General features: G+C 28.8%; 17 protein-coding genes and 3 pseudogenes. 8 read left to right on the forward strand and 12 right to left on the reverse strand.

Going from position 1 to position 24,715, the window contains the following annotated elements; all coding sequences use genetic code 4:
- The first annotated feature begins 47 nt into the window (after positions 1-47).
- On the forward strand, positions 48-1,886 hold the full coding sequence (locus tag MBOVPG45_RS02760) for a S41 family peptidase (protein WP_235856111.1): 1,839 nt from the start codon (positions 48-50) through the stop codon (positions 1,884-1,886).
- A 33-nt stretch (positions 1,887-1,919) separates the two neighbouring features.
- Here MBOVPG45_RS02760 and tsf read toward each other — a convergent pair whose 3' ends face one another.
- From tsf to MBOVPG45_RS02780, 4 genes are all read right to left on the reverse strand, one after another.
- The gene (gene tsf, locus MBOVPG45_RS02765) at positions 1,920-2,816 is read right to left on the reverse strand and encodes a translation elongation factor Ts (protein ID WP_013455986.1); all 897 of its coding nucleotides are present in this window, start codon (positions 2,814-2,816) and stop codon (positions 1,920-1,922) included.
- Positions 2,817-2,865: 49 nt separating this feature from the next.
- Positions 2,866-3,819, reverse strand: a complete 954-nt coding sequence (rpsB, locus tag MBOVPG45_RS02770) for a 30S ribosomal protein S2 (RefSeq protein WP_013456025.1) — start codon at positions 3,817-3,819, stop codon at positions 2,866-2,868.
- A 194-nt stretch (positions 3,820-4,013) separates the two neighbouring features.
- Positions 4,014-4,940, reverse strand: a complete 927-nt coding sequence (locus tag MBOVPG45_RS02775) for a DpnII family type II restriction endonuclease (protein ID WP_013456165.1) — start codon at positions 4,938-4,940, stop codon at positions 4,014-4,016.
- Positions 4,933-5,781 carry a DNA adenine methylase gene (locus MBOVPG45_RS02780; RefSeq protein ID WP_013456257.1) on the reverse strand — a complete coding sequence of 283 codons (849 nt, stop codon included), beginning with the start codon at positions 5,779-5,781 and terminating at the stop codon, positions 4,933-4,935. Before MBOVPG45_RS02780 ends, MBOVPG45_RS02775 begins: the two co-directional genes overlap by 8 nt.
- Before the next feature lie 516 nt (positions 5,782-6,297).
- On the opposite strand from MBOVPG45_RS02780, the gene MBOVPG45_RS02785 reads away from it, so the two are divergent.
- The 6 genes from MBOVPG45_RS02785 (at position 6,298) to rmuC (ending at position 15,742) form a co-directional block, all read left to right on the forward strand.
- Entirely contained in the window at positions 6,298-7,671 is a 1,374-nt protein-coding gene (locus MBOVPG45_RS02785; RefSeq protein ID WP_041309150.1) for a variable surface lipoprotein, read from the forward strand.
- The gene (locus tag MBOVPG45_RS02790) at positions 7,672-7,914 is read left to right on the forward strand and encodes a hypothetical protein (RefSeq protein ID WP_041309152.1); all 243 of its coding nucleotides are present in this window, start codon (positions 7,672-7,674) and stop codon (positions 7,912-7,914) included.
- 75 nt (positions 7,915-7,989) lie between these two features.
- Complete coding sequence (locus tag MBOVPG45_RS02795; RefSeq protein ID WP_013456474.1) at positions 7,990-10,299, forward strand: leucine-rich repeat domain-containing protein; 2,310 nt, start codon at positions 7,990-7,992, stop codon at positions 10,297-10,299.
- Positions 10,300-10,301: 2 nt separating this feature from the next.
- Positions 10,302-12,140 carry a leucine-rich repeat lipoprotein MbfN gene (gene mbfn, locus MBOVPG45_RS02800; RefSeq protein ID WP_013456568.1) on the forward strand — a complete coding sequence of 613 codons (1,839 nt, stop codon included), beginning with the start codon at positions 10,302-10,304 and terminating at the stop codon, positions 12,138-12,140.
- Positions 12,104-14,191 carry a S41 family peptidase gene (locus MBOVPG45_RS02805; protein ID WP_013456456.1) on the forward strand — a complete coding sequence of 696 codons (2,088 nt, stop codon included), beginning with the start codon at positions 12,104-12,106 and terminating at the stop codon, positions 14,189-14,191. Before mbfn ends, MBOVPG45_RS02805 begins: the two co-directional genes overlap by 37 nt.
- A gap of 111 nt (positions 14,192-14,302) precedes the next feature.
- Positions 14,303-15,742 carry a DNA recombination protein RmuC gene (gene rmuC / locus MBOVPG45_RS02810; RefSeq protein WP_013455951.1) on the forward strand — a complete coding sequence of 480 codons (1,440 nt, stop codon included), beginning with the start codon at positions 14,303-14,305 and terminating at the stop codon, positions 15,740-15,742.
- Between the two features lie 64 nt (positions 15,743-15,806).
- Here the strand turns inward: rmuC and MBOVPG45_RS02815 are convergent, their stop codons facing one another.
- The 7 genes and pseudogenes from MBOVPG45_RS02815 to MBOVPG45_RS05070 form a co-directional block, all read right to left on the reverse strand.
- Entirely contained in the window at positions 15,807-17,417 is a 1,611-nt protein-coding gene (locus tag MBOVPG45_RS02815; RefSeq protein WP_013456519.1) for a dicarboxylate/amino acid:cation symporter, read from the reverse strand.
- Positions 17,410-18,759 carry an FAD-dependent oxidoreductase gene (locus MBOVPG45_RS02820; protein WP_013456216.1) on the reverse strand — a complete coding sequence of 450 codons (1,350 nt, stop codon included), beginning with the start codon at positions 18,757-18,759 and terminating at the stop codon, positions 17,410-17,412. Before MBOVPG45_RS02820 ends, MBOVPG45_RS02815 begins: the two co-directional genes overlap by 8 nt.
- A gap of 223 nt (positions 18,760-18,982) precedes the next feature.
- Positions 18,983-19,138, reverse strand: a pseudogene (locus MBOVPG45_RS04530) (IS1634 family transposase); the annotation flags it as partial.
- A gap of 32 nt (positions 19,139-19,170) precedes the next feature.
- Entirely contained in the window at positions 19,171-20,415 is a 1,245-nt protein-coding gene (locus MBOVPG45_RS02825; protein ID WP_013455925.1) for an IS3 family transposase, read from the reverse strand.
- A gap of 64 nt (positions 20,416-20,479) precedes the next feature.
- Positions 20,480-21,740: pseudogene (locus MBOVPG45_RS02830) on the reverse strand (IS1634-like element ISMbov2 family transposase); the annotation flags it as partial.
- A gap of 457 nt (positions 21,741-22,197) precedes the next feature.
- Positions 22,198-22,893 (reverse strand): Mbov_0283/Mbov_0339 family surface lipoprotein, encoded by a 696-nt coding sequence (locus tag MBOVPG45_RS02835; protein ID WP_444323560.1) that lies wholly within the window; start codon positions 22,891-22,893, stop codon positions 22,198-22,200.
- Between the two features lie 81 nt (positions 22,894-22,974).
- Positions 22,975-23,097, reverse strand: a pseudogene (locus MBOVPG45_RS05070) (variable surface lipoprotein); the annotation flags it as partial.
- A 174-nt stretch (positions 23,098-23,271) separates the two neighbouring features.
- Here MBOVPG45_RS05070 and MBOVPG45_RS02840 point away from each other — a divergent pair.
- Positions 23,272-23,571: a PTS sugar transporter subunit IIB gene (locus MBOVPG45_RS02840; protein ID WP_013456502.1), complete on the forward strand. Its 300-nt coding sequence runs from the start codon at positions 23,272-23,274 to the stop codon at positions 23,569-23,571.
- 158 nt (positions 23,572-23,729) lie between these two features.
- Here the strand turns inward: MBOVPG45_RS02840 and MBOVPG45_RS02845 are convergent, their stop codons facing one another.
- Positions 23,730-24,638, reverse strand: a complete 909-nt coding sequence (locus MBOVPG45_RS02845) for a BspA family leucine-rich repeat surface protein (RefSeq protein WP_013456595.1) — start codon at positions 24,636-24,638, stop codon at positions 23,730-23,732.
- Between the last annotated feature and the right edge of the window lie 77 nt (positions 24,639-24,715).

Raw genomic sequence — 24,715 nt, forward strand, 5'->3', positions numbered from 1 at the left:
AAGGAGTTATCATAAAAAAAATAATTAAAAAATTATCTATTAGCATTTTGCCATTGCTCACAGCTCCTTTAATTGCTGCTAAGTGCTTTGGTAATTCAATTGTCACCACTAATCAAAATTACACTGTCGAAAGACATACTTTTGTTAATGCTGTTAAAGATTATGAGCACATTGGCAAAGAAGGTATTGATACCTACTATTTTAATAATGACAGAATTCCTTATGTATCTGTAAAACAGGCTCTTTCGGCACTTGAGGGTGTTGTCAACACTAAATTAATTAAAATTGGGAATGCTTTTAATGTTTTACATAATAAAAATTACCAAATTTATCATGCTAATGGAGCTTCCTTAAAATTTAATTGAGAAAACAATGTGATTGAAATAAGCGACCCTAGGGTTTTTGGAATATTAAGTGGCAGAAAATCAATAGGTATTATGCATAACTTAACTCCTTTATCTTTTAGAAGCACTTACATTAATGGTAAGCCACAAGGCATCAAATTTGACCTTAGCAAATATAACTGAAAAATTCATGCAGTAAACAAGGAGCCTATCATTCCTTTGTTTGTCTTTAATCTTTTATTCTTGAGCCAAAATTATTATAATTTACGTTTTAATGGTTCAGAGTACTATGGAGTTGACATTAATACAATAATTAGAACTTCGCCTAATGCTTTAAGCGAGTTAACTAATAAATTTAAGATAAATCCTGAAACAAGCGCCCAAAGACAGGATGCGTTCCAGTCATTAAGATTTGTGTTTGATAATTTTTATGGACTAGCCGAAGAGAAAAAAATCGACAAAGTTGGTTTTGAAAGCTGATTAGATCCAAGTATTAAAAAAGATATACTAAATCGTGACCCTTTAATTTACAACAAAGGCTATTTTAAAGCCTTGCACGGACAAGTTAATGAGCTTCATACTTCCGTAAGACAATTTAATTACTATACTCCATTAGAGTATACTGATAATAATTACATTAAGAGCTTGGTTAAACATTCATTGGATGAATATAAAAATAAAGTTAATTCTAAATTTGATTCTAAGTGACTAAATGCAGACCAATTGAGATCTAAATTAGCTGCTTTGAGAGAAAGAGCAGTATACCATGACGGTTATGAGTCTAGACGCCTATTAAAAGTGTCCCAAACAATTAATGGTTTTAGATTAGTTGAAGGAAACGTTCCTGTTGTTAGATTTTTGCCTGATAAGAAAAGCGCTGTCATTACTTTAGATTCATTTAGTGCGGCTCCTTTAGAAAATCTTACAAATAATCCTGAAGAAAATTATATATTTGATTCTTTGGAATTGATGAAGTATGCTCTTGATGTAATTCAAAGAAGATCAATGGTGACTGGAAAAGAAATAAATAATATTATTTTAGATATTTCACAAAATGGTGGTGGTAATGTTGCTGCTTTATATAAACTAATAGGATTAATTAAAGGCAAACAAGACAGAAAAGCTTATTCATATTCTTTTAATACACTTACTAGAACCTTGGAAGAGTCGGTTTATAGAGCTGAAATTCCTAATAAATACTTGGATAAAAATTATAAATGATTCTTATTAACAAGTAACCTAAGTTTTAGTGCTGCTAATGCTCTAGTAGCTTATACAGCTGCTGATAAGTCAAGTCCATCTAGTCGTAATGTGCAAATTATTGGCCAAAGAACAGGTGGTGGAGCTTGCGCAATTATTCCTATTGTCCTTTCTGATGGCACTATGATAGTTGTAAGTTCAAATACAAAAATAATGACTAAATCTAATGATAAACATTATGTTTCAGTCGAAAATGGCTTTGAAGTACCCGATAAATATAAATTAGATTATGAAGACTTTTATAATGATGATGCTTTAGCAAAATTAGTATCAAAAAAATAGCCTTTTGTGGCTATTTTTTAACTAATTTTATTATTACATTGACTTATTCATTTGCTCAGCTACTTCAGCAGCAAAGTCTGTTTCTTTTTTTTCAATACCTTCACCTAATCCAAATCTTATAGCTTTAATTAAGCTAAGTTTGTTGTCTTTTAGATATTGTTCAACAGTCTTAGACTCGTCCATAATAAGTCTTTGTGAAAGAAGTGTAACTTCAGATATTTTTTTGTCCACAAAGCCTTTTCTAATGGTTTCTTGGATTTTTTCAGGTTTATTCTCAAAACCAGCTGGTTCTTTAAATTCAGAAGCAAATCTTTCTAACACATATGATGGAATATCATCAGCAAATATATATTCAGGATTCATTGCGCTTAAGTGCATTGCTACATTTCTTGCAGCTTCAGCATTTACTCCATTTGTAAGTAAAATTGCGCCAATTTTTCCATTAATGTGAACAAATGTAGAAACAGATTGGCCTGTTCCTGCATCAATAAGTGCAAAACGTCTTAATTCAATTTTTTCACCGCATTTAGCACTGTATGATGAAATTAAGTCAGCTATTGATTCATCTGATCCTTCAGCTTTAAGTGCCAAGGCTGCTTCAGCACCATTTTCTTTAACTAATTCATAATTAGCAACGATGGTTTTTGCGACTGTATTTGCTAATGCAACAAATTCATCACCATGAGCCACAAAGTCTGTTTCACAGTTTAATTCAACTAAAACTGCTCTATTGCTATTGCCTGCTTCAACTAAAAGACCATCAGCTGAAACTCTGTTTGCCTTTGAAGCTGCTTTAATTTTTCCATTTTTCTTTAAAAATGAAATAGCTTCTTCAACATCTCAGTTTGAAGCTTCTAAAGCTTTTTTACAATCAGACATACCCGCTGCTGTTCTTTCACGAAGTTCTTTGATTAGAGCCATTTTATCCATAACACTACCTCTTTAAGATTATAAATATTACAATATTATTTTATTTAAATTATTCTGTAACTTCAGCGCTTGTTGTAGTTTTTTTTACATTTCTAACTGTTTGGGCACCAGTTTGTTCAAAGCTTCTTCTTTGGTTAACAAATCTTGGATTTTGAACTCTGTCTGTTTTGAACTCAGGCAATATAACTTTGTCATCGCCTTGGTAAGCAAATTTAGCTTTTCCACCACGAGCAGTAGCGATTGCGTCAGCTAAAATTGTCATAATTAAAGTAATACTTTTAGCTGAATCATCATTTGCAGGAATACCAAAGTCAACAGCATCAGGATTAGAGTTTGAGTCTAAGATACCTATAACTTTTACACCCTTGCTTCTTGCTTCTTTAACTGCTATAGCATCAACGTTAGGGTCAGCAACAATCATAAATGATGGAAGACTTTGCATCTTTCTTATACCATCAAGATTTTTGTGTAATTTGTCTAATTCTTTTTGTTTGATTAGACCTTCTTTTTTGGTATATCCTTGGAATTTCTTAGCAGCTTGAGATTCTAATTCTTCCATTACTTTAACTCTTTTGAAAATTGTAGAAGCATTAGTTAATGTTCCGCCTAATCATCTTTCAGATACATAGAAACTGCCAGTTCTTAACGCATTTTCTTTAATTGTGTCTTTAGCTTGCTTCTTAGTACCAACAAAAATAAATGTTGTTCTAGGGTTTTTAGCAACAAATTTGTTCAAAATGTTGTATGCAAATTCTAAACGTTGCAATGTAACATTTGTGTTGATCATATGCATTCCACGTTTTGATTGTGGGTATAGAAATTCCTTCATTTTAGGATTTCACATACTTTTTTTATGACCAAAATATGTTCCAGCTTCTAATAATTTTTCTCTAGAAACAATAGTAGGTTTAACTTCTTTTGAAGCTTTAGAATCATCAGCTTTTTCAGCCATATTATTTTCAGCTGTAGTAGCTTGTTCAACTTTTAAGTTTTCGTTTTCCATAAAATAAAATTCCTTTAGTTTGTTATATCTTCCTACTACTTCTAACGCCTAGCACCTTTTCTCAAGGCACACCCAAGCGAATCCATAATAGTGTAAATAATTTGATATCAAATTTAATTAAAAATTCTTTTTAATTATAAAGTAAAACACAAAAAATAAGCCAATTTTGACTAAAAAATTGGTGGAATTTTTGCCTACTTAGTAACAGATTCATTTACATCAAAAATTCGTTTAATCTTTTCTTCGAATTCTCTTGATTTAGCAATGTGATAATTTACTATTTCGATGTTGTCAAAGGCTTTGATTAGTTGGTTATGCGAATTTTGTTTTCATGCTAATCCATCAGAAATTAAAATGAAATAGTGGCCTGTTGCATGCAGTTCGTTTTTTCTGTTTATATAGCTCTCTATAATTTCATTTGGCTTTGAGCCACCAGTTTCAAAATAATTTAACTCAATATTAAGTGCTTTCCCATTTTTAACTAATACAATATCAGCTATTTTATTATGCAATCCATCAGTAAACTTTAGGTTGTTGCTTTCTATGTCTTTAAACCTAACTTGCTTATAGAAAGTTAAATTGTATTTTGATGCTACTGATATTATTAAATTTTCACACAGTACCTGAAAATTTTGACCACTTCTATTTTTTCGCCCATGTGTATCTAAACCGACCAATGTACCTGTTAAATAGTCTATTACATTTCTTTTTAAAATGTCAGTAAACAAATTTCTTAGTCCTGTCTTTTTAAAAAAGTCAAGATATTTTTTTATTTCATCAAAAGACAATTTATCCTGAGCTACAAAAAATTCTAAGTCATTGACAACTTGATTCTCGTTGTCAAATATTTCTAACTTTGTTTGTCTATTTAATAAATGTTCTCTGTCCTGCTTTGATAATGCTAATAAAAATGGAAAAGTCTGTACAACAGATGGAAGCTTTGATAGCAAAGCAATAAAACTATCGTCAAAATTATTGGTCTTAGATATTAATGAATTTAAAGCATTAAATTCCACTTCCAATTGTTCTGGCAATTTAACATTTTGTCAATTCACAAAATAAGCATAGTTTTTGTTTGTTGGTAATAATGTTTCAACAAAATAATCAATTTTATTACTCATTAACTTCCTTTATATAGTTTGTAATTATAACTTCTTCCCCTACTCTTTTACTTGCATTAGAATTAATTAATCTTTTCACTTTTAAGACTGTAATATAGTAATCTTTGTATAAATCTCTAATCAATTCAGTGTTATGATTTGTAAGCATTAGATAACAACCTCTTTTATCTAATTCTTTAAATACTTTAGCTAGTCTTTTATGATCATTTAAAGTAAAACCATCTTTTGCATATGAAGTAAACGTGCTGTTATTAAGTGGAGCATATGGGCTGTCAAAAAAGACAAAATCACCTTTTGATGCAGTTTTAACTGCCATTTCAAAATCTGTACTTGTTATAACTTTGTTTTGTAATCATTCACTTGCTTTTAAAATATTGTCTTTATCAAATGATCTTATGTTTTCCTTATTATTAAAAGGCACATTAAACAATCCTTTTGAATTAACTCTATACAAGCCATTGAAACAACGTTTATTTAGATAAATAAATAGTGCAGCATGTAAAACATCATAATTACCTTTTTGAATCTTTTCATTAAAAAGATTTCTGCATTCATAATAATCACTTTTAAAAGTGAATTTATTATCTAATTCATTTAGCTTATCTATTAATTCATTTGGACTGTCTTTGACTATTTTATAGGTATGAATTAAACTTTTGTTAATGTCATTTATATAACTAACTTGGTTATATTTAAGCGAAAATAATAGTGCACCTGCACCAACAAAAGGCTCATAATAGTCATTAAATTTAGATGGAATTTTGTTCAAAATTTCCTCTAATAACTGGCGTTTTCCACCTGCTCATTTTACAAAGGGACTTGGAGTAGTTGATGATAACATACATTAATTTTACTAATAAATTTAAAGCTTTTAAATAGATAAATTTTCCAGCTTGCCTTAATTATTAATGTATAAACAAAACAATATTCTTAGTTGTTATATTTTACGTTTTGTAATTATGCTTACAATGATTTGATGGTTTATTCACAACTTTATTAGCCATTTTTTAACAGATAACATTGCGGGTGTTAAATTAAACACCAAACATTTTGTGCAAAATTTTTTGGAATTTTAATTTATTCTGTTAATTTCCTAAAGAGACTATTTTATAGCATTAAAACAATACTGATATTTTTATTTTATGAAAAGTCACGGTGTTCTGTTTTCATAAATATTTGCACAAAATATTATATCTAATACATAATATATAATTTGATTGACAAGGGTGCTGTAAAAGGCTGAGATTATACCTATGAGTTGATCACGGTAATTCGTGCGTATCTCGATATTTATTTTTAATATCCTCCTTGTCGTGGGATATTTTTTTATCCAAAAATTGATATTTAAGGATATATTATGAAAAAAAATAAATTATTACTATCACTTGGTTCACTATCTATTTTTAGTGCAATTCCATTTGTTGCTGCTAAATGTGATAATACAGAAACTAAAGATAATAATAATAGTAGTAGTAGTAGTAAAGAATCTGGAACTACTAATCCTGGAACAACTGAAAAAGAAAGCGCTAAAGTTGACTTAGACAAACTTGGTGACAAGGTTAAAGAAGAACTAAACAAGTTAGCTAAAGAAAAAGTAACAAAAGAAGAAGTTCTTGCAGTTCTTAAAACTGAAAAAGGTTTAGAAAAACTAACTACTGAAGACTTAACTAAAGTCGAATTTAAGGACAACAAGTTAACTATTGAGGCAAACAAAGATTCAAAACTAGTTTCAGGCACTTATGTATTTAATGCCCAAGTGCAACCTCCTAAAACTGATTCAGTTATAGATTTATCAAGCTTAGAATTAAATGGTGAAGTTAAAAAAGCCCTAAAGGCTGAAGCTAAAGAAAAACCTGAAAAAACAAAGATTCTTGGCGCTCTAAAAAAAGACAAGAATTTTGAAAAGTTAACTGAAAGTGATTTTGAAGTTTCATTTAAAGATAGTGTTTTAACTATAACTGCATCTTCAAAATCTACATTGATTAAAGGCAAGCTGACAGTGAATAGCAAAACTGAATTAGATAATATTTCATTAACTGATGAAGTTAAGAAAAAATTACAAGAAGAATTACAAAAATCAGAGTTTAAGTCTGACAGCATCGTTACTGTTTTAAAAACCCAACCAGAGTTAAAAGCATTGGGAACTAAAGATGTTGAAACCAAAAAAGAAGGCAACAAGCTAAGTGTTTCAGCTAAAAGTAATTCAGCTAAGTTTACAGGAACATTAAGTTTTATCTTTAAAGTTATGTTGGATAAAATGATGACTGATGATGTCAAAAAAGAGCTAAGCTCTGAAGTAAAGGAAAACCCAAATACATCTAATGTTGTAAATGCTCTTAAGAAAGTGCCTGGATTAGTAACTTTAAGTTCAAATGATATAAAAATTGAATTCAGCTCAGGTAAGTTAGTTATTTCTGCTACAGAGGAATCAAAACTAGTTATAGGTTCTGTTTCTATTGAAAAGAGCGCTACTTTAGGCAAGATTAACCTATCAACATATAATTTTGATGAAAAACAAAAGAAAGACCTACTTAATGCTATTGATGAATCAAGTGATGAAGAAAACGATTTACGAAAAACTAGTGTTTGATTTACACTGAAAGGTATATTCAAAAATGGTTTAGGAGAATCAGATTTTGAAATTGAAGTTGATAATGACAAAAAAAGTCTTACTATTAAAGCTGTACAAGGGTCAAAAATACTTGATGGTGAAATAAAGCTTAATAAGTAGTTGGCTAATTCTAGTTTAAACGGAAAAGTTTATTTAAGCAAACTTAAACTTGATGAAATCTTTATAACCAACTTTCTAGAAGAATTTGACGGCGGACTTAGAAATAAACTAAGTGCTGCAAAACTATTAAAAACTCTTAAAGGTTTAGAAAAAATAAACCAAGCTGACTTTGATGAAATTAAAGAAGAAAAAGAATCGGAAAGTTCAGATAAATTCAAAAAAAGTCACAATCAAAGCAAGTAGCACTCAAAACTAATTTCCGGAACATTGATAATTGAGAAAAAAGACAAATAATTTGAACCATTTAAAAGGAACTAGATGAAATTAAAAAAGATATTTAATAAGTATATAGCTATTGTTCCTGTGCTTGTTACAATTCCTTTGATAGCTGCTAAATGTGAATATGATCCTGGTGTTAAAGTATTTTATGACTTAAATCAATTAAGACTAGAGGCAGTAGAGAAAGAATCGTTAGAGCTTATTGATAATTATGAAAAAAATATCACTAAATTTTGGAGTGATAGGCAAGCTTTAAATGAATTAAAAAAACTTGCTGCTAAAGTTAGGGAAATTGAACACAAGGCTGAACAAGAGCTTAAAGAATATTCTGAGCCAGCGAAAGCAAAAGTAGAACATGAAGATTCTGATGAAAAAGATTCTTCGGTTTTAACCGCAAAAAAAGCTTTAGCTAAATTTGATAGATCAGCAACAGAAATTAAAATACCTAGTGAATTTACAAAAATTGGAAAAAATGCTTTTAACAATTTTTACAATTTAGGAAAAATTGAGTTTCATGATAATGTCACTGAAATAAGGCAAGGGGCTTTTGATAACACTGACCTAGATAGTGTTACACTTCCAAAAAACTTAAAAGTTTTAGGTGGTTTTGCAAATACTTATATTAAGACTTTAGAAATTCCGCAAAGTGTTACTAAAATTTTGCAAGGCTCTTTTGACAATACTAATATTGGAACAATAAAACTTCCTGAAAAATTAACTGAATTAGGTGGATTTAAAGCTACTGGTATTAGTGAATTAAAACTCCCAGAATCTTTAACTAAAATTTATGAAAACTCATTCGATGAAACCCCTATAGCAAAACTAAAGTTAAATAAAAATTTAAAGATTCTGGGTGGATTTAATACACTACGGAATTTAGAAGAATTTGAGTTTAATGACCAGTTAGAAGAGATATTAGATGAAAGTTTTTTAAACTTTAATCTAACTTCTTTAAAATTACCTAATTCATTAAAAATACTTGGTGGTTTTCAGCAATCTAATATTACAGACTTATCTCTTAACGAAGGCCTAATTGAAATAAAACCAAATTCTTTTGCTGAATCAAAAGGAATTAAGAGATTGAGTTTACCACAGTCACTAAAAAAATTAGGTGGATTTCAAGGAACTAATATTTTAGCTCTTAGACTCCCCAAGGGTTTAGAATCTATTTCGAAAAATGCCTTTGATAAAACTATAATAACTGACTTAGACCTGCCTGAAGGCCTTGTATCATTCGGTGGTTTTGCTGAATCGCAAATATCTGAAATCAAATTTCCTAAGAGCTTATTACACATTGAGCCCAATACTCTTGACTTCAAGAAAGCACGAAATAAAGAATATAAATTAGAGTTGCCAGAAAAACTAATTTCATTTGGTGGTTTTAAAAACTGAAATATAAGTGAAATTAAATTTCCAGAAACTCTTAGAGATATTTGAGCTGAAACATTAGACTATAGCAAGATTTCAGAGATTAATTTACCAAGTAATCTTAACTCTTTTGGCGGTTTTGCAGGAACAAAAATTAAGAGCATTCAGTTCCCTGAATCACTTAAAATTATTCATCAAAACACTTTAGATGAAACTAAGATTAGCGAGATCAGACTCCCTAATAAATTAGAAGTTTTAGGAGGTTTTGCTAATACACCAATAACTAAATTAAGCACACCTAAGTCACTAAAAACTACTCTTAAAGAAACATTTAGAAATTCAAAATTAAACAGAATTAGATTTAATAAAGGCTTAATTGAATTAGCTGGTTTTGAAAACTTAGTTGATATCGATGCAATTACACTTCCTGAAACTCTTTTAGAAATTAAAGACGGTGCTTTTGCTAATAATAGATTAAAAGAAATTAAGCTCCCAAGTCACTTAAAAGTTTTATCAGGCTTTTCAGGTAAGAGTTCAGAAATAAAAGAAGTTATTTTGCCTGAATCATTAGAAATTATTGGCAATAGTACTTTTAATTTTAATGAACATATTACTTCGGTTAAATTGCCAAGTAAATTAATTGAAGTATCTGGATTTAGTTCAACTAATATTAGAGAGTTAGATATACCTGAATCAGTAATTAAGCTTGGTGGATTTAATCAAACTTTAATCAGAAACTTGAAACTTCCAGATAATTTAGAATCATTCGAAGGCTTTCATGAAAGTAAGATTAAAAAATTGGTGTTTCCTAAATTTTTAAGATTTGCAGATATAAGTAAATCACACTGAAAATCACTTGAAACAATTGATGTGTACAGCAAATATCTAGTCAAAAGTAAGTGATGAGACAATATGAAGGAAGATGACTATAACCAATTAATTAAATTGGTTGATAAAACAAATAGCAGGAGAGATAAATAACTATGAAAAAATTTTCTTTTGTACTTTTACCAATTTTAACATTCCCGGCAATAGGTGCTGCTTGTGATAATAAGGATAAAGCTCACAAAAATCCTAATAATCAAGATCAATCTGTTAGTGAAATTCAAAAGCTAAAAGATGAGCTTCAAGATGAAATAACTAAAGCAACTAGCAAGCGTAATCATTATCTTGGCGACTATACAGACTATGCCTTTAATCAATCTGCTAAGGTAATTCAAGAAGCTGTTTATGTTCATCATAATGCAAAAACAGTTGAAGAAGTTAAGAAAGCTATTGAAAAATTAAAAGCGGGAATCAAAGAAATTGACGCTTACTTTGTACTTTCAAAAGAAGAAAAACAAAAACTTGCCATAAAAGATTTTAATAAATCACTATCAGCTGCCAAGGAAGCTAAAGCAAAATTAACTAAGCCAAGTGCAATTGAAGTATTAAATGATTCAATTGCTAAAGCTGAATCAAATAAAGAAGGAGACCCACACTATTTTACAAACCTGCTAAAATGAACTTATAAATCTAAAAAAGATATTGAAGAAGCGAAAAAATTAGAAGAAAAAAGTGATAAGGAACTTTTAAAATTATATTTATCTAAAGAATCAAATATACTTAATACCTTTAACAGAGAATACAATGCTAGTGGTTCTTTTGACGAGCAAGCAGAAAAACTAAAAGAGATTTTCAAAAAAGCTAATGAAAACAAAAAAGAAGATTATAGAGATCAAGAAGTTAAGCTAAGAAAAGAAATTTCTGAGATTTTAGAGAAAATATCAAAAGAAGCTATTACTCCTTCTAAAGCTAATGAATTAGCTAAATTAGTTAAAAATGGTGAATTAATTATTGGTGACGATTATAAGTACATATTATCAGATGCATTTGCTGACAATAAGAAAATCAAAAAAGTTACTCTTGGTAAAAAAATTGAAAAAATAGAAAGGGGGGCTTTTGATAACTCTGGAGTTGAGACTATAACTTTTAATGAAAATTTAAAATCATTAGAAGGGTTTAACAATACAAAAGTTAAAGAATTAACATTGCCTAAAAAACTAGAGAAATTTGCTGCCTTTAATAGCACTAAAATTACTAAGTTACTTCTTCCTAAGACATTAAAATCATTTGCACTAAGCAGCACATTTTTAGAAGAATTAGAATTTGAACCAGACTTTAAGTTTGACAAAGTAAGCCCTGATTCATATTATGAATCAATTGCTATTAACCAGCAATTATTGCCTTCGCTTAATAAAATATATGTTAGCGATGGCTCTGCTAAGAAAAATCTGCTAGAAAAATTAAATAAAAATATTACAGAATCAAAAAAAATAAAACTAGGAGAAGATTACATTAAGTTCCTAGCATATATTGTTAATGTAAAAATTGTTAAAAAGTTTGCTTCAATAACTGAAGATAAAAAGAAAAAAATTATTGAAGCACTACTTGAGTCGTCAATTAAAAAAGAAGAAACTAAAAAAACTAAGTCTGGAATTGAAAAAATTGTTGCTGATCTAAAGAGTGAAAATTTAAAGGACACATTAGAAAAAGTTCTTGATTCATATAAGTATGAAAAGATCAGTGCTAAAAATAAATTTGAAGTGTTTGATGCCGCTATAGAAATGTTAAAAGACATATTGAGAGCATATGGTTTTTATTTAAAAACTGAAACTATTAAAAACGATCCTGACCTAAAACAGTATCATCATGAAACAGGTGTTACTCCAGGAGAAATTATTAATTATTTTGACTCAGAGAAGGAAAAATATGAAAATGGTAAAAATGGAAGTGATTCAAACCAATGAGAAAATATCGTTCAAGTAAAGCCCAAAAAATAACTCTTCTTAAATTTCTAGTTCCTGCCTTTTCATTTCTACCAATAGCTATTTCTGCGTCATGTGATAGTAGTGCGTTTAGCAGACATTCAATAACTAATAAAGTTCCTGAAGATTTAAAGTTTGATAAGTCATATTCATTTACTAACATTTCTGATGAATATAAAAATAATGAGCAACAAATAAAGGCATTTAGGCATAAAGATTCAGAAGATCTTTATGTCAATATAAATGAGTTTTTAAAAAAACTTAGTGGAATTTTTAATACTTCAGAATTAAAAATTAACAAAATTTCTGATGGTGTGTTTGAATGATCAAAAGGCGCTAATAAAGCTATATTTGATACTAAATCAAATGTAATTAAAATGAATACAACTGGAGCATTTTTCCTAGTTCGTGGTTCTTCAACTACTGATTATTCTAGAAACATAAAAGAATTAGAACAAAAAGTTACTAGATTAGATAATGAAAAATTTAGCACACTAGACTTAGGCAAGTATGACATGAGTCTTAAAGAAATGGACAGCAACATCTTTATGCCTTTTTCTCTTTTTAACTTGCTTTATGGCTCACAAAGTTATTACAACATCTACTTTAACAATGATAAGTTTATAGGCACTACTGTTACTGTTAATAAAGATTCTGATCCAAAAGAGTACAACAGAATAATGACCAATAGTCGTAATAATACTAAGCAAACAGTTAAAGAAAGAACTAATACATACAACTTCCTTAGATTCTTATTTGATAACTTTTATGGCATAAAAGAGAAATTTCTAGAAAAGAAAAAAGCTAAAGATTTTGACGAATACTTCTCGAAAACAGTCTTAAAAGACACAGGCATACTTGATCCAAATGAAGCTAATATGACTCTTAAAGAAAGAATCTTAAGCACTGATGCACTTGTTAATGGTAGAGCTTATACAGATTTTTATTACAGAGAATTAAACGAATTGCATAGCTCAATAGAATCAGGATCATACTTTCATCCTGCTGACTATAGAGCTGAGCCTTTTGGTCAGTCTTTAAGCGGAAGAGTCCATGAATTTATTCACTATCTAAATATCCTTAATAAAATTCGTCTAGGAGTTTTAGAAGGAGATAAAAATAAGTTTGTTAAATTTCATAATGACATCGCAATTATTTACTTAAATAATTTCAATGTTGCTAATGACGAAGATATCAAAAAAGAAGATGCTCATACTAAAGATAGTTATGTCTTAATGTCTAAGGCAATGAAAATGATTAAAGAGCATTCAAAGAAAAATAAGCCAATTAAAAGAATTATTTTAGACTTGTCACTCAATGGTGGTGGGGCAATTGTTGCTATGAAAAAAGTTGCTGGATTTTTATCTAGCAAAGACCAACAAATTTATACATATGAAAAGATTAATAAGATTTTAGATTATTCAAAATTTAGAGTTGATATTAATGGAGATGGCAAGTATGATAAAAACGATAATACAAATGGCTACAAGTGATACATTTTAGCAGGAGTTAATACTTTTAGTGCTGCAAATTTATTGACCCACATTGCTAAAGAAAATAAGTTTGCTACTATATTGGGCAATAAATCTGGTGGTGGAATGTGATCTATTTTGCCACTTGTTATACCTGATGGAACAAGCTTTAAGTTTTCATCAAATAATGCTTGAATATCATGAATTAATAAGAAAATAGAAAAGCCAAAAGACTTGCCTTACACTCAAGATGGTATTGAACCCGATATTGAAATTCCTTATTTTGCTTACTATCAATATGATGTAATTGAAGCATATTTAGAATCTAAAGAAAAAGGCGATGCTAAATACAAACAATTTACTAGAAAAATAAAAACTAATGCTTGACAAAGAATAGCTGACAACATTGAAAAAGTTCTTAGAGGAATTAAAGACGAAGATAAAAAGGCTGAATACACAAAAACCTTCGAAGAGAACAAGATAAAGGATTCTGATTCATTAGATGATATTGACAAGAAAATAGAAGAATTAGAAAAGCTTTTTAGATTTGTTAAGCATCAGTGAGAATCAGAACTAGCAAGAAGTCGAAGATAATGCAAAATAAAAGCTCGCTATGAGTTTTTATTTTTACGCTTTTTTACCAAATTAGTCCTTAAATTAGAAGCAGCGAACTAAAACTATATAATTAAAATAAAAAGGAGTTATATGGACACTATAAATATAATTTTGCTCATTTTCGCAATTGTAATTGTATTTTTATTAATTACAATTTTAGCCTTAATTATCGTCAAAAGCAGGAGTTTAAAAAGTAATTCAAATAGTGAATTGAGTGATAGGAGTATACTTTTTATTAATGACAAGTTTAATGAAACTAAGGAAGCTATAGGTAACAAAATTAGTCTTCTTGAGAAATACTTGATAAAAGAATTATCTGACAATAATGCTAGCTTAAATGGAAAAGTAGTTAATTTTGAAAAAAATATTAATGAATTAATAACTAAAAAAGATAGCGAAAGAATTAAAACATTTAATGACTTTAAATCGCAATTTGCAACCGAATTAAACGATAGAATTGCTAAACTAGCTGAATGACTAAGTAATTTTGACAAACAATTTACTAAAACAGTTAGTGACAATCTAAAAGAAATTAATGAAAGCAACATAAAGTCATTTAATGAAATTAAGGCTAACATTGATAAGCACTTTGAAGACACACTCACAAAGCATATTAAAGAACAATTTGGAAACATTCAATCACAAATGGATAAAGTTGGCAAAGAAATGGTGAAGTTTGAACAAATGCAAGCTAGTGTTGATGATTTAAACAGAACCTTCTCGAACAACAAAAAAACAGGCGATTTTGGTGAATTTACTCTAGAACAAATTTTGGAAGAACACTATCCAAATGAAAAGAACAGATTGTGATTTAAACAATATCAAATAAATCCAGGCAAGAATCAAGAAGCAGTCGACTTTGCTATGAAAATAAAAGTAAAGTCAGAAAGCGAAGAAATTGAACAAATTATCCCAATTGATTGTAAGTTTCCTAAAGAAAAATGAGACCGCTATCTGGATTCTAAAAGTATAAATGACAAAGAGTGATACCTTAAAGAACTTAAAAAAGCCATTAAAGAGATGGCTCAAAGTATTAATGAAAAATATATTAAACCAGATAAAAAGACAACTCCTTTTGCCTTAATGTATGTTCCTTCTGCAAGTGTTTATTTAACTTTAGTACAAGATATATCTTTTATTACTGAAATACAAGATAAACTAAAAGTTTATATTCAAGGCCCACAAATAATAATGGTGTTTATTTACTCATACTTATTGCAAAACAACAGTTTTCAAGTTGAAAAAAACATTGAAAAGCTAAAAGATATTTTCTTAGATGTTCAAAAGAATTACAATGCACTTCATAAAAAAGTTGTTGAAGGCTTAGATAACTTAGACAAGTCACGTGGCAAATTTGTCTCAGTTATAAATACATCTAATAAAATATCTAAAAAAATTAATGCTACTGCAAAATCATTAGGATTTTCAAAGGTAGATGTTAATAAAAACATAGAGAAAAAAATGGCAAAATTAGAAGGCGTTTATGATGATTCAGATTCTGCTGAAGAGTTTGCTGAAGAGAATGAATAAAAAAGTAAAAAACAAGTGCTAATTTTTCGTTGCACTTGTTTTTATATTCCTGTTTTATAGAACTTTAGGAAGTTTCCTGCTTATTATTTGATTTCTCTTTTTTAGCATTAATTTTTGCTAGTTTTTCTTGCATTTTTAGCTCTCTTTTTGCTTCTTTATCTATTTGTTTTTGTCTTATTATCTCTTGCTTTGCTATCAATTTAGCAGAAAGTATGTTTGAATCGGCACCAATTAAACCTTCATTTTTAGCAACTAATGTGGCTACAACAGCGCCAGAAGTTACATTAACTCCTGTTCTGCCCATGTCGAATAAGCCATCTAATGAGCCAACAATTGCATAAACTGGGCCAAACCAAGCACCTAAACCTAAGCCGCTAAGCACACCAGATGTTAAAACTGTCGCGGTTCCAGGAATACCGCTAATACCTAATGAAGCAACTAGAGTTATTAATAAGGCAAGAATAAAGAATACTGCTAATCCTTGCGAGTGAATTGAAAGCCCGGCGGTACCTGTTCATAATAAACTAGTTATAACTCCTGATTGAACTCCAGCACATCCCATCAGACCCATTGTTGTTGATAAAGGTGTAACTGTTGAAACAACGCTATCATCAAGTTTTACATCTTCTTTTAAAGTTTTCATAGACATTGGTAATGTTGCATTTGATGACTGGGTTGCAAAACCTTGAATTAAAATCTTTGCGCAATGCCTTCATCAAGCTACTACATTTACTCGGTTGATTAATAATAATAGTGTTAAAAATACTAATGAAATTGTTAGTCCTAAGTATCCTACACCTAATACCTTTCCAATTGTTGCTAAAGCACCAATAGGTTTTGCTATCACAGATGAAGCTATCATAGACATAACAGCTAGTGGCATAATTTTCATAAATGTAGTTAGAATTGATGAAACAATTGTTCATGCACCATCCATAAAGTTTCTAATTTTTTGCATTTGCTCAGGCTTTTTCTTTGATAGTAATTTAACTGAATGTCCGAATAAAGCAGCCATTACAATTAAAGAAATAACCATTGTGCCAGCCCATGGAGTAATTACATTACTTGGCAAGTATTCTCAGATTATAACTGGAAGTGGCTGAGTTTCCTTAGGAAGTTTTTTATCAGCAACATTATCTAAACTCAAATTAGAACCAGCGCCAATTTTTAAAGCATATCCTATTCAAAATGTAACAGCAAATGCAAAAGCTGTATTAAGTAATAATAATGCTATACCTTTAAGCGAAATACGTCCAACATTTTTGTTGCCAGGACGCGAAACTACCCTAAAAATAGCGATAAACACTACCGGAGCAGTAAGTAATAAAATACCATTAATGAAAATATTTTTAGCTAATGATACTCATATATTTGTTTGTTCTGCTCATTTTATATAACTAGGATTCTCTTCGCGAGTTAATTCACCATTGACTTTTATTGCAGGTTTAAATTTATCAACTAAGCCAAATTCAGGAAATTTGTTTATTCCTTGAATAACTATTCCAAAAGCTAAACCTATAACTAGTCCAATTAAAACCCGATAGATAAACTTTAGCTTAAAACGTTTAAATGTAAATCATAATCCAATCTGGATTCCTATAAATAGAATAATAGCTAAAGCAGCTTGTCAACTACTTATTGCTAAAAATCTATCTAATAAAGCATTATTACTCATTACTCTCCTTTAAATATTTTTCTAAAGCTATATGGAATATGTCAACAACTCTAGAAAAAGGTGGTGAATATACTAAATCAATTTGCGATAGTGATTTATTTAATTCAATTTTGTTTCAGATTAAACTAATTAAAAAATTAATTCTTAAAACTGAAAGGTTTGAACCATACATTTGTGCACCCAAAAGTGTGTTTGTTTTTCTGTTTATGACTAATTTTAAGGCTAATAAGGTTGGATTAGGATAATAACTAGGATGATCTTTATCCTTAATAAACACAGTTTTTACTTCATATCCTAAATCTTTAGCTACTTTTTCATTTAAGCCACACGAAGCCATTTCAGCACCGAAAGATTTAACTATTGAACTTTGTATGTGACCAGCAAATTCACTTTCAATACCTAAAATATCATCAGCAACTACTTTTGCAAATTTACGTGCAATGGTTGCTAAAGGAGTATAGCTATTTTCTTTAGTTAATTTATTAAATGAAGTAGCACAGTCCCCACAAGCATATATATTTTCAATATTTGTTCTACCGTGTCTATCCACTATTACTGCACCATTAGCAAGCATTTTAATCCCTGAATTATTTAAAAAATCAGTTGCTGGCTTAAAACCAACTGCTAATATAACCAAATCAACTTCTATGTCTTCTTTATTTTCAAAACCAAGAATGAGAGAATTATTATTTTCTTTTATACCACTAAGTGCACAATCTTTATAAATTACTACATTATTATTAAGTAATTCTTGTTCTAATAAGGAACTTATTTCTGTATCAAATACTTTTGATGATAGCTCTACAGATTTTTCGACCAATATGACTGTTTTATTGTATTTTGAAACCATTTCCACAGCTTCCAAGCCAATAAATCCTGAGCCAATGATAGCTACTTTTTTGATGCTTTTATCATTTAACTTTTCTTTTAGACTCACGGCATCTTCTAAACGGGTTAGAGTAAATATATTTTTATTATTAACATTAATAAATGAAGGAACTATAGGCTTAGCACCTGTTGCTATTACTAACTTGTCATAAGCAAGTTCATTCTCTTTGCTGTTATTAAGATAAATAACTTTTTTAGTTTCTGGATCTATCTTAATTACAGTGCTTTCAGGATGAATTGTAATATTTTGCTCAGCAAATTCATCTATAGTTCTAGCTAATAACTCATTTTCACTTACATCTTCATTAGCGACAAAATATGGTAGGCCACAAGCTCCTAATGAAACATATTTTTCTTTTTGTAAGACAATTACTTCTGTTTCTTTTCTTAATTTTCTGATTCTGCTTGCAATAGTCATACCACTAGCTGCACCACCAATAATTACTACTTTCATAAGTCTCCAAAATACCAAAAATGCAATTTATGACTAAATTTTAATATAAAAATGCAACTTTTGATATTTTTGTGAAAAAAATAAAAGAATAATTTTTAAAATTAGAGAAACTCTGATTAAGCTCTTAGATATGAAAACACACCTATTAAGGTGTGTATCAAAATTCATTAAATGATGCATATTTGTAGTTAACAATATACTAAAAAATTCCCAATTTTGGACACTATATTTTTAAAATAGACTTCAATTCTTTAATATATTTTAATGTTTCAACATCATCTCATTCTTCTCTTTTTCTAGACTTTCTCTTCTTGATTATTTTCGATAAATATCTAAAAGTTTCACTAATTGTTCTATTGTCAAGAACGCCACTATTTATAAACTAGGACAATAAAAATAGACATTAAATTTTTATTTTTTACAAAACTCCACTCACAATTCATGTGGAGTTTTGTAATTAAATTTCTTGAGCATTCGCTCATTATTATACCAATCAATGAATCTATTTAGATGACGCTCAAGTTGCTTAAGCGTCATTTTCTTAACACTTTTCTCAAAATTTTCAAACATTTCAGTTTTAAGTACTGAGAAAAAGTATTCAATTTCTCTATTGTCAAGGGAATTACCAATTCTTGACATTGATACTTTTCCATTAAGTCTTTCAATTAACTGAAGATATTCTTTAGATGAATATTGACTTCCGTGGTCAGAATGTATAACAAAATTTTTGGGAAAATTAACTTTTTTAATATTATCAATAACCAATGAATTATCATTGTACAAAGACAGGTTAAAACCTAAAATTTTTTTGGTTTTATGATGAATAACAGCCGACATATATACAAAATTTTGATCAACATCTATTGGCGAAGGTATGTATGTAACATCAGTAGCATAGATATCATTATATATACCATCATAGTCACGAGAAGCAATATTTTGAAACGTTACAGATACATTCTTAGATTCTTTTGTTCTTTTTGCTTTTCTTATTCTACAAACTAGTCCAAGTTTTTTCATTATTCTACCTAAAGTCCTATAATTAAGCTTTATTTGTTTATTTTTGCTAATATAAGCAGCCAATCTTTCTCTGCCGAAAATGCCTCCAGTTTCTTTAAAAGCTTGAACTACAGTGTTCTCTAATTCAAGATTCTTTTCTTTAATCATTTTCAATTTTTTTAGCTTTTTATAGTATGTAGATTTTTTAATTTTAAGCAATGACATAATAACTTTATTCGATACCTTAAAGGGAAATGAATTCTTTATTTTGGTAACCGTTTCTTTAAATTTGTCCTTTTTTATCTTCTTAATTTCGTCATCTGTAGAAATTATTTTTATTATCTTTATCAAATCTTCTTTATTTAGATCATTTAAAAATTCATCTAATATTTCATCATTTGATTTTGTCTTTTTTGGCCTGCCGGAACCTTTACCTTTTTTAGGCGATCTTCCACTCATTGATTCTATGTTCATACCTAAATTATATCTTTTATACTTATTCACTAATCTCTTTCATTGATCGTCAGAAATGTGTTCTACATTTTTTATTTTCATCATTTCATTCAAAAAACATTTTTTAGTGAGTTCCCCAGATCTATATTTTTCGTATTTTTCAAACAAATATTTCCATTCATTAACACTTAACTGCTTAGCCATTTTTATCTCCAACAAAAAAACATCAGCAAATTTGCTGATGTCTACTTTTTTTGTCCTAGTGTATTAAGAGGTGGTTTTTTATTCTGCAAAGCATAATTGAAGATAAAAAGTTAATAAATTCAGTTGCTAATAATCTATAGTTTCCTTGAACATTTGCTTCGTTTTGTTCAAGCACATTTTTAAACTGTTTAAAAAGCAATTCAATTTCTCATCTCTTTTTATATGCGACATAAATTATCTTTTAAGTCCAAATCATAATTACACTCAAAAATTATTAATCCAAAAAGATTTTCTCTTTCTAGTAATTTAATTTCATCATACGCACCTTTTTTGTGTGCACGACTTATGAAATTTTTCTTTTCTACCATTTCAGTTAGGGTTGATTTATAACAAAGATAATATTTGTTGTTGATGATAATTTTCTTTGCTCTTATTGTGTCGTCATCATAAGTAAAAGTGAAATTAAATCCAGATTTTAAATTAAATTTTTTAAAAGTATGATTTATTTTTATAGGCATTAAATATTTAATATTTTTTTCTCTCATTAAGTTTTTACATTCTTTATCATCAAATCCTCTATCAAGAATTAAGAATCCATTTTTAATCTTATAAGTTCTTAAAAAGTCTCTAAAAGCAGTGTAATCTAGCATATTTCCTGGGTAAACAGAACTAGCAACAGGTTCTTGTGCATTAATATCATAAGCATAAATAAGGTTTAAGTTTTGAGCGCCTTTAGTTCTAGACTTTCTAGACATTTCAGAGAAAATGTTAGTTTCTGATGTATTGTTTTTCAACATACCATCAATAACTATTGAGTGGTTTGAAAACTCTTCTAATCTTTTATTCATAAAGTCTTCCATCTTCGAACTAGATTTACCTATTTTCTCTAAAAAACTTGAGATAGTGTTTGGTGATAGTGCACATTTTGGGTATATTTCAGAAATAAAATTTGTATCATACTCATGTTTTAAATGTTCGTTTTTAATATCTGAAAACATAGTTCTTAAAGAGGCTATAACATATAATTTTCTAGCATCTTCAAAATCATAAAAATTTAAAAGTTCTCTAAAGATATGATTGTTTAATTTTTCATTTAGCGCAAATAAACCATATGATTTAATATCTACTTCATATGTTTGCTTTTCTATGCTTTGAAAAACACCATTAATAATCTTTCCAATCACTCCTTTTTCAACAGGAATAATTTTTTCATTTTTTCTTATTGATGTTCTTTGTATAACATTATAAATACCTTCTTTTGAGGTTGCTTTTACTCTGGTACTAGATGGTCTTGGAATTTTTAATATGTCTTTAGGAATGGCCATTTTTATATCTCCTTTTTTATGTGTTAAACACTATACATATATGTTTATTTTACCACCTATTTTTAATTTTTTAAACTTTTCTTTAATGAAATTGAACAAAAAATAGAACTTTTTTAGCTCTAAATTTAGGAAAATTTAATTATTTAGATAATTTAATGTATTTAATGGACAAAAATAAGAATTTTTTAGTAAATTATTAAAATTATATAGTGTCCAAAATTGGGAATTTTTTAATATACTATTAAAGTAGTTTATATTTTTTCTATTCATTAACTGTTAGTTGTCTAGCTATAATAAAATAACCCTTCTACATAAAAAAACTAAATAAAAAAATAAGAGCTTCTTTTAATTAAAAAAGATGCTCCCATAAATGAAAGTTCAAGTGCAACACCAATTAAGGTAAAATTTAATTACGGAGCACTTGAACCTACAATCAAGCAAGCAGATCTGAAGAAATCTACATTTTTTTCTTAAGGTCTTTTAATTTCTCAATTACGGCTTTAATTTCCACTCTGGATTCTTCATATTGTTTTAATAGGATATCTAATAGTTTATTTTTACTTCCAGGATCTCCAATAACTTTCTCAATTTCCTTTTTGGTTTCTTCATAGCTAGATATTAATCTTTCATATAATTCAAAAAGTTTTTTTACTATTGGTAGGATTTTAGCATGCTTCTTTAGTAATTCATTAGCTTCTTCTACCTCTTTTAGTGTGATTAATAAATTAGCAAATTCTGATGTTTCTTTTCCGTATTCATTAACTTTATCTAAATAGGTGCTTATTTCAGAATTTTCTATTGGCATATCATTTTGTGCGTTTTCACTAGGTCTTGTTGGTTCATTACTACTGCCATCAGTTTTTGAATCTTGATCTTTTTGGTCTGAGTTAGTTCCTGAATCTTGTTTTTGTTTATCGTTCATTGTTTCAGAAGAATTTTTTTCATCTGTATGTTCATTTTTCATACTCTTGCCTTCTTCAGATTTTGAAGAGTCTTTATCTGTTTTTTCTTCCATCTTTGAATCTATACTGCTTTTATCTTGTTTTTGTTTATCGTTCATTGTTTCAGAAGAATTTTTTTCATCTGTATGTTCATTTTTCATACTCTTGCCTTCTTCAGATTTTGAAGAGTCTTTATCTGTTTTTTCTTCCATCTTTGAATCTATACTGCTTTTATCTTGTTTTTGTTTATCGTTCATTGTTTCAGAAGAATTTTTTTCATCTTTATTTTCATTTATCTTAATATCTTTTTCCATTTTGTTATCTGCTTTTGCTTCGGCGATGCAACTAGCAGATAAAAATGGCAATGAGATAATTGGCGACAGCGTTGTTAATAATAAAAATTTAGATTTTTTCATATTTTCCTTTATATATAGATAAAAATTGATATTTTATATGGCTAATCTTTATATGTAAGGAGAGAGAGAGAGAGAGAGAGAGAGCAAATTTATGGAATCGCTTCCATAAATTGTGGATGTACTTTTAGTGTAATAAAATAAAGTAAATTAGCAAATAAATAGAAGGTAATAATAATGGCTAAAGCAAACAAGATATTAGACACTAATACTGAAGAATACAAACAACCTAAGCAAATAATTCAGGCATTAGGTGGATTGGAAAACATTTCTAAGTATCGCAACTGTGCAACAAAATTAAGATATGACATTGTCAACAAAGATTTAGTAAATGAAACAGAATTAATAAACTCAGGAGCAAGCGCAGTTAACTTTGTTGGAGATAATCATGTTCAAGTCAGATTTGGCCTTAAAACAGTCAAATTGGCAAAAAATATTAGAGAAGTTAGAGATAGCAAAAGCTCAAAAAATGAGTAAATGCAAAGTTAGATATTTACTAAACTTTTGTATGTCCGCTACTATTGATTTTGCATTTAGTGCAATATAAACATTCATAAATTTATGGATCTAACCTAAATATTTTTTAACAAAAACAAATAAAATGAAGACCATAAAATGATCTTCATTTGTTGTTACTAATTCGTTTTAGGTCTTTCTAGTAATGTTCCTTCTTTGAATTGTGGCTGTTTTTCTTTTGCTCAATCGGTTTTAGCTGCTTTTGCAAATTCCACAGCATCTTTAACTGATGAAACATTTAATCTCGATAGATCTTTATCATATGCTTTTGTTCCGTAAAACATACTTCTCATGTTTGTTACATTTTCTGTATTTCAATTTGTAATGTCTTGGTTGAATTTTTCTGCTTTATAAAACATTAAACTTGTGTTATATACGCCACTTAAATCTCAAGATGAAATATCTTGATTGAATTCCTTACTTTCCAAAAACATTTTGTGCAAGTTTGTTATTTCTTTTGGTAATTCTGTTGGTACTTTTGTAACAGTTTTAGGCATTTGTGCAACCCTAATTGTTTTGCTATCATCATAATATCCAATTCTAACTATTACTGTTGCTTCTTTTGCCTTTTCATCTAATGATAAATCCTGAGCGTCAGTTTCATGTTGCATGCCATCTTTACCAATATAAATTGTGCTTTGTTTACCAATAGTAACTTTTCCTAGTTCTAGATCAACTTGTTCAGATCCAACCTTGAACATAATTTTTTGTCCTTCTTGTTCTTTTACAGGTCTTTTTCTAGCTTCATCACTATTAGCCAATGAAATTGAGTTCTTTAATTCAGCATCTTCAATGCTATCTTTAAGCATATTTAAGATAACTGTGTAGTTATGTGCACTGTTAAGTTTGTTTTTTATTTTTGTCTCTCATGCTTTTACAACTTTTGCTACAGATTCGCTTTCTTTTTTGTCATTCGTTTCAGGCTTTTTATTTTCATTATTCATCATTCCATCACAACTAGCAGCTATAAATGGAATTGCAGCTAATGATGTAGCTGAAGTCGCTAATAACATTTTTAATTTTTTCAAGTTAATATTCTCCCTTATTATTTTTTTTATAAGTAGTTTAGAGTTAATATTATAAGGTAAATAGGGGGGGGGGTAGC

Source organism: Mycoplasmopsis bovis PG45 (assembly GCF_000183385.1).
GTDB lineage: Bacteria > Bacillota_I > Bacilli_A > Mycoplasmatales > Metamycoplasmataceae > Mycoplasmopsis > Mycoplasmopsis bovis.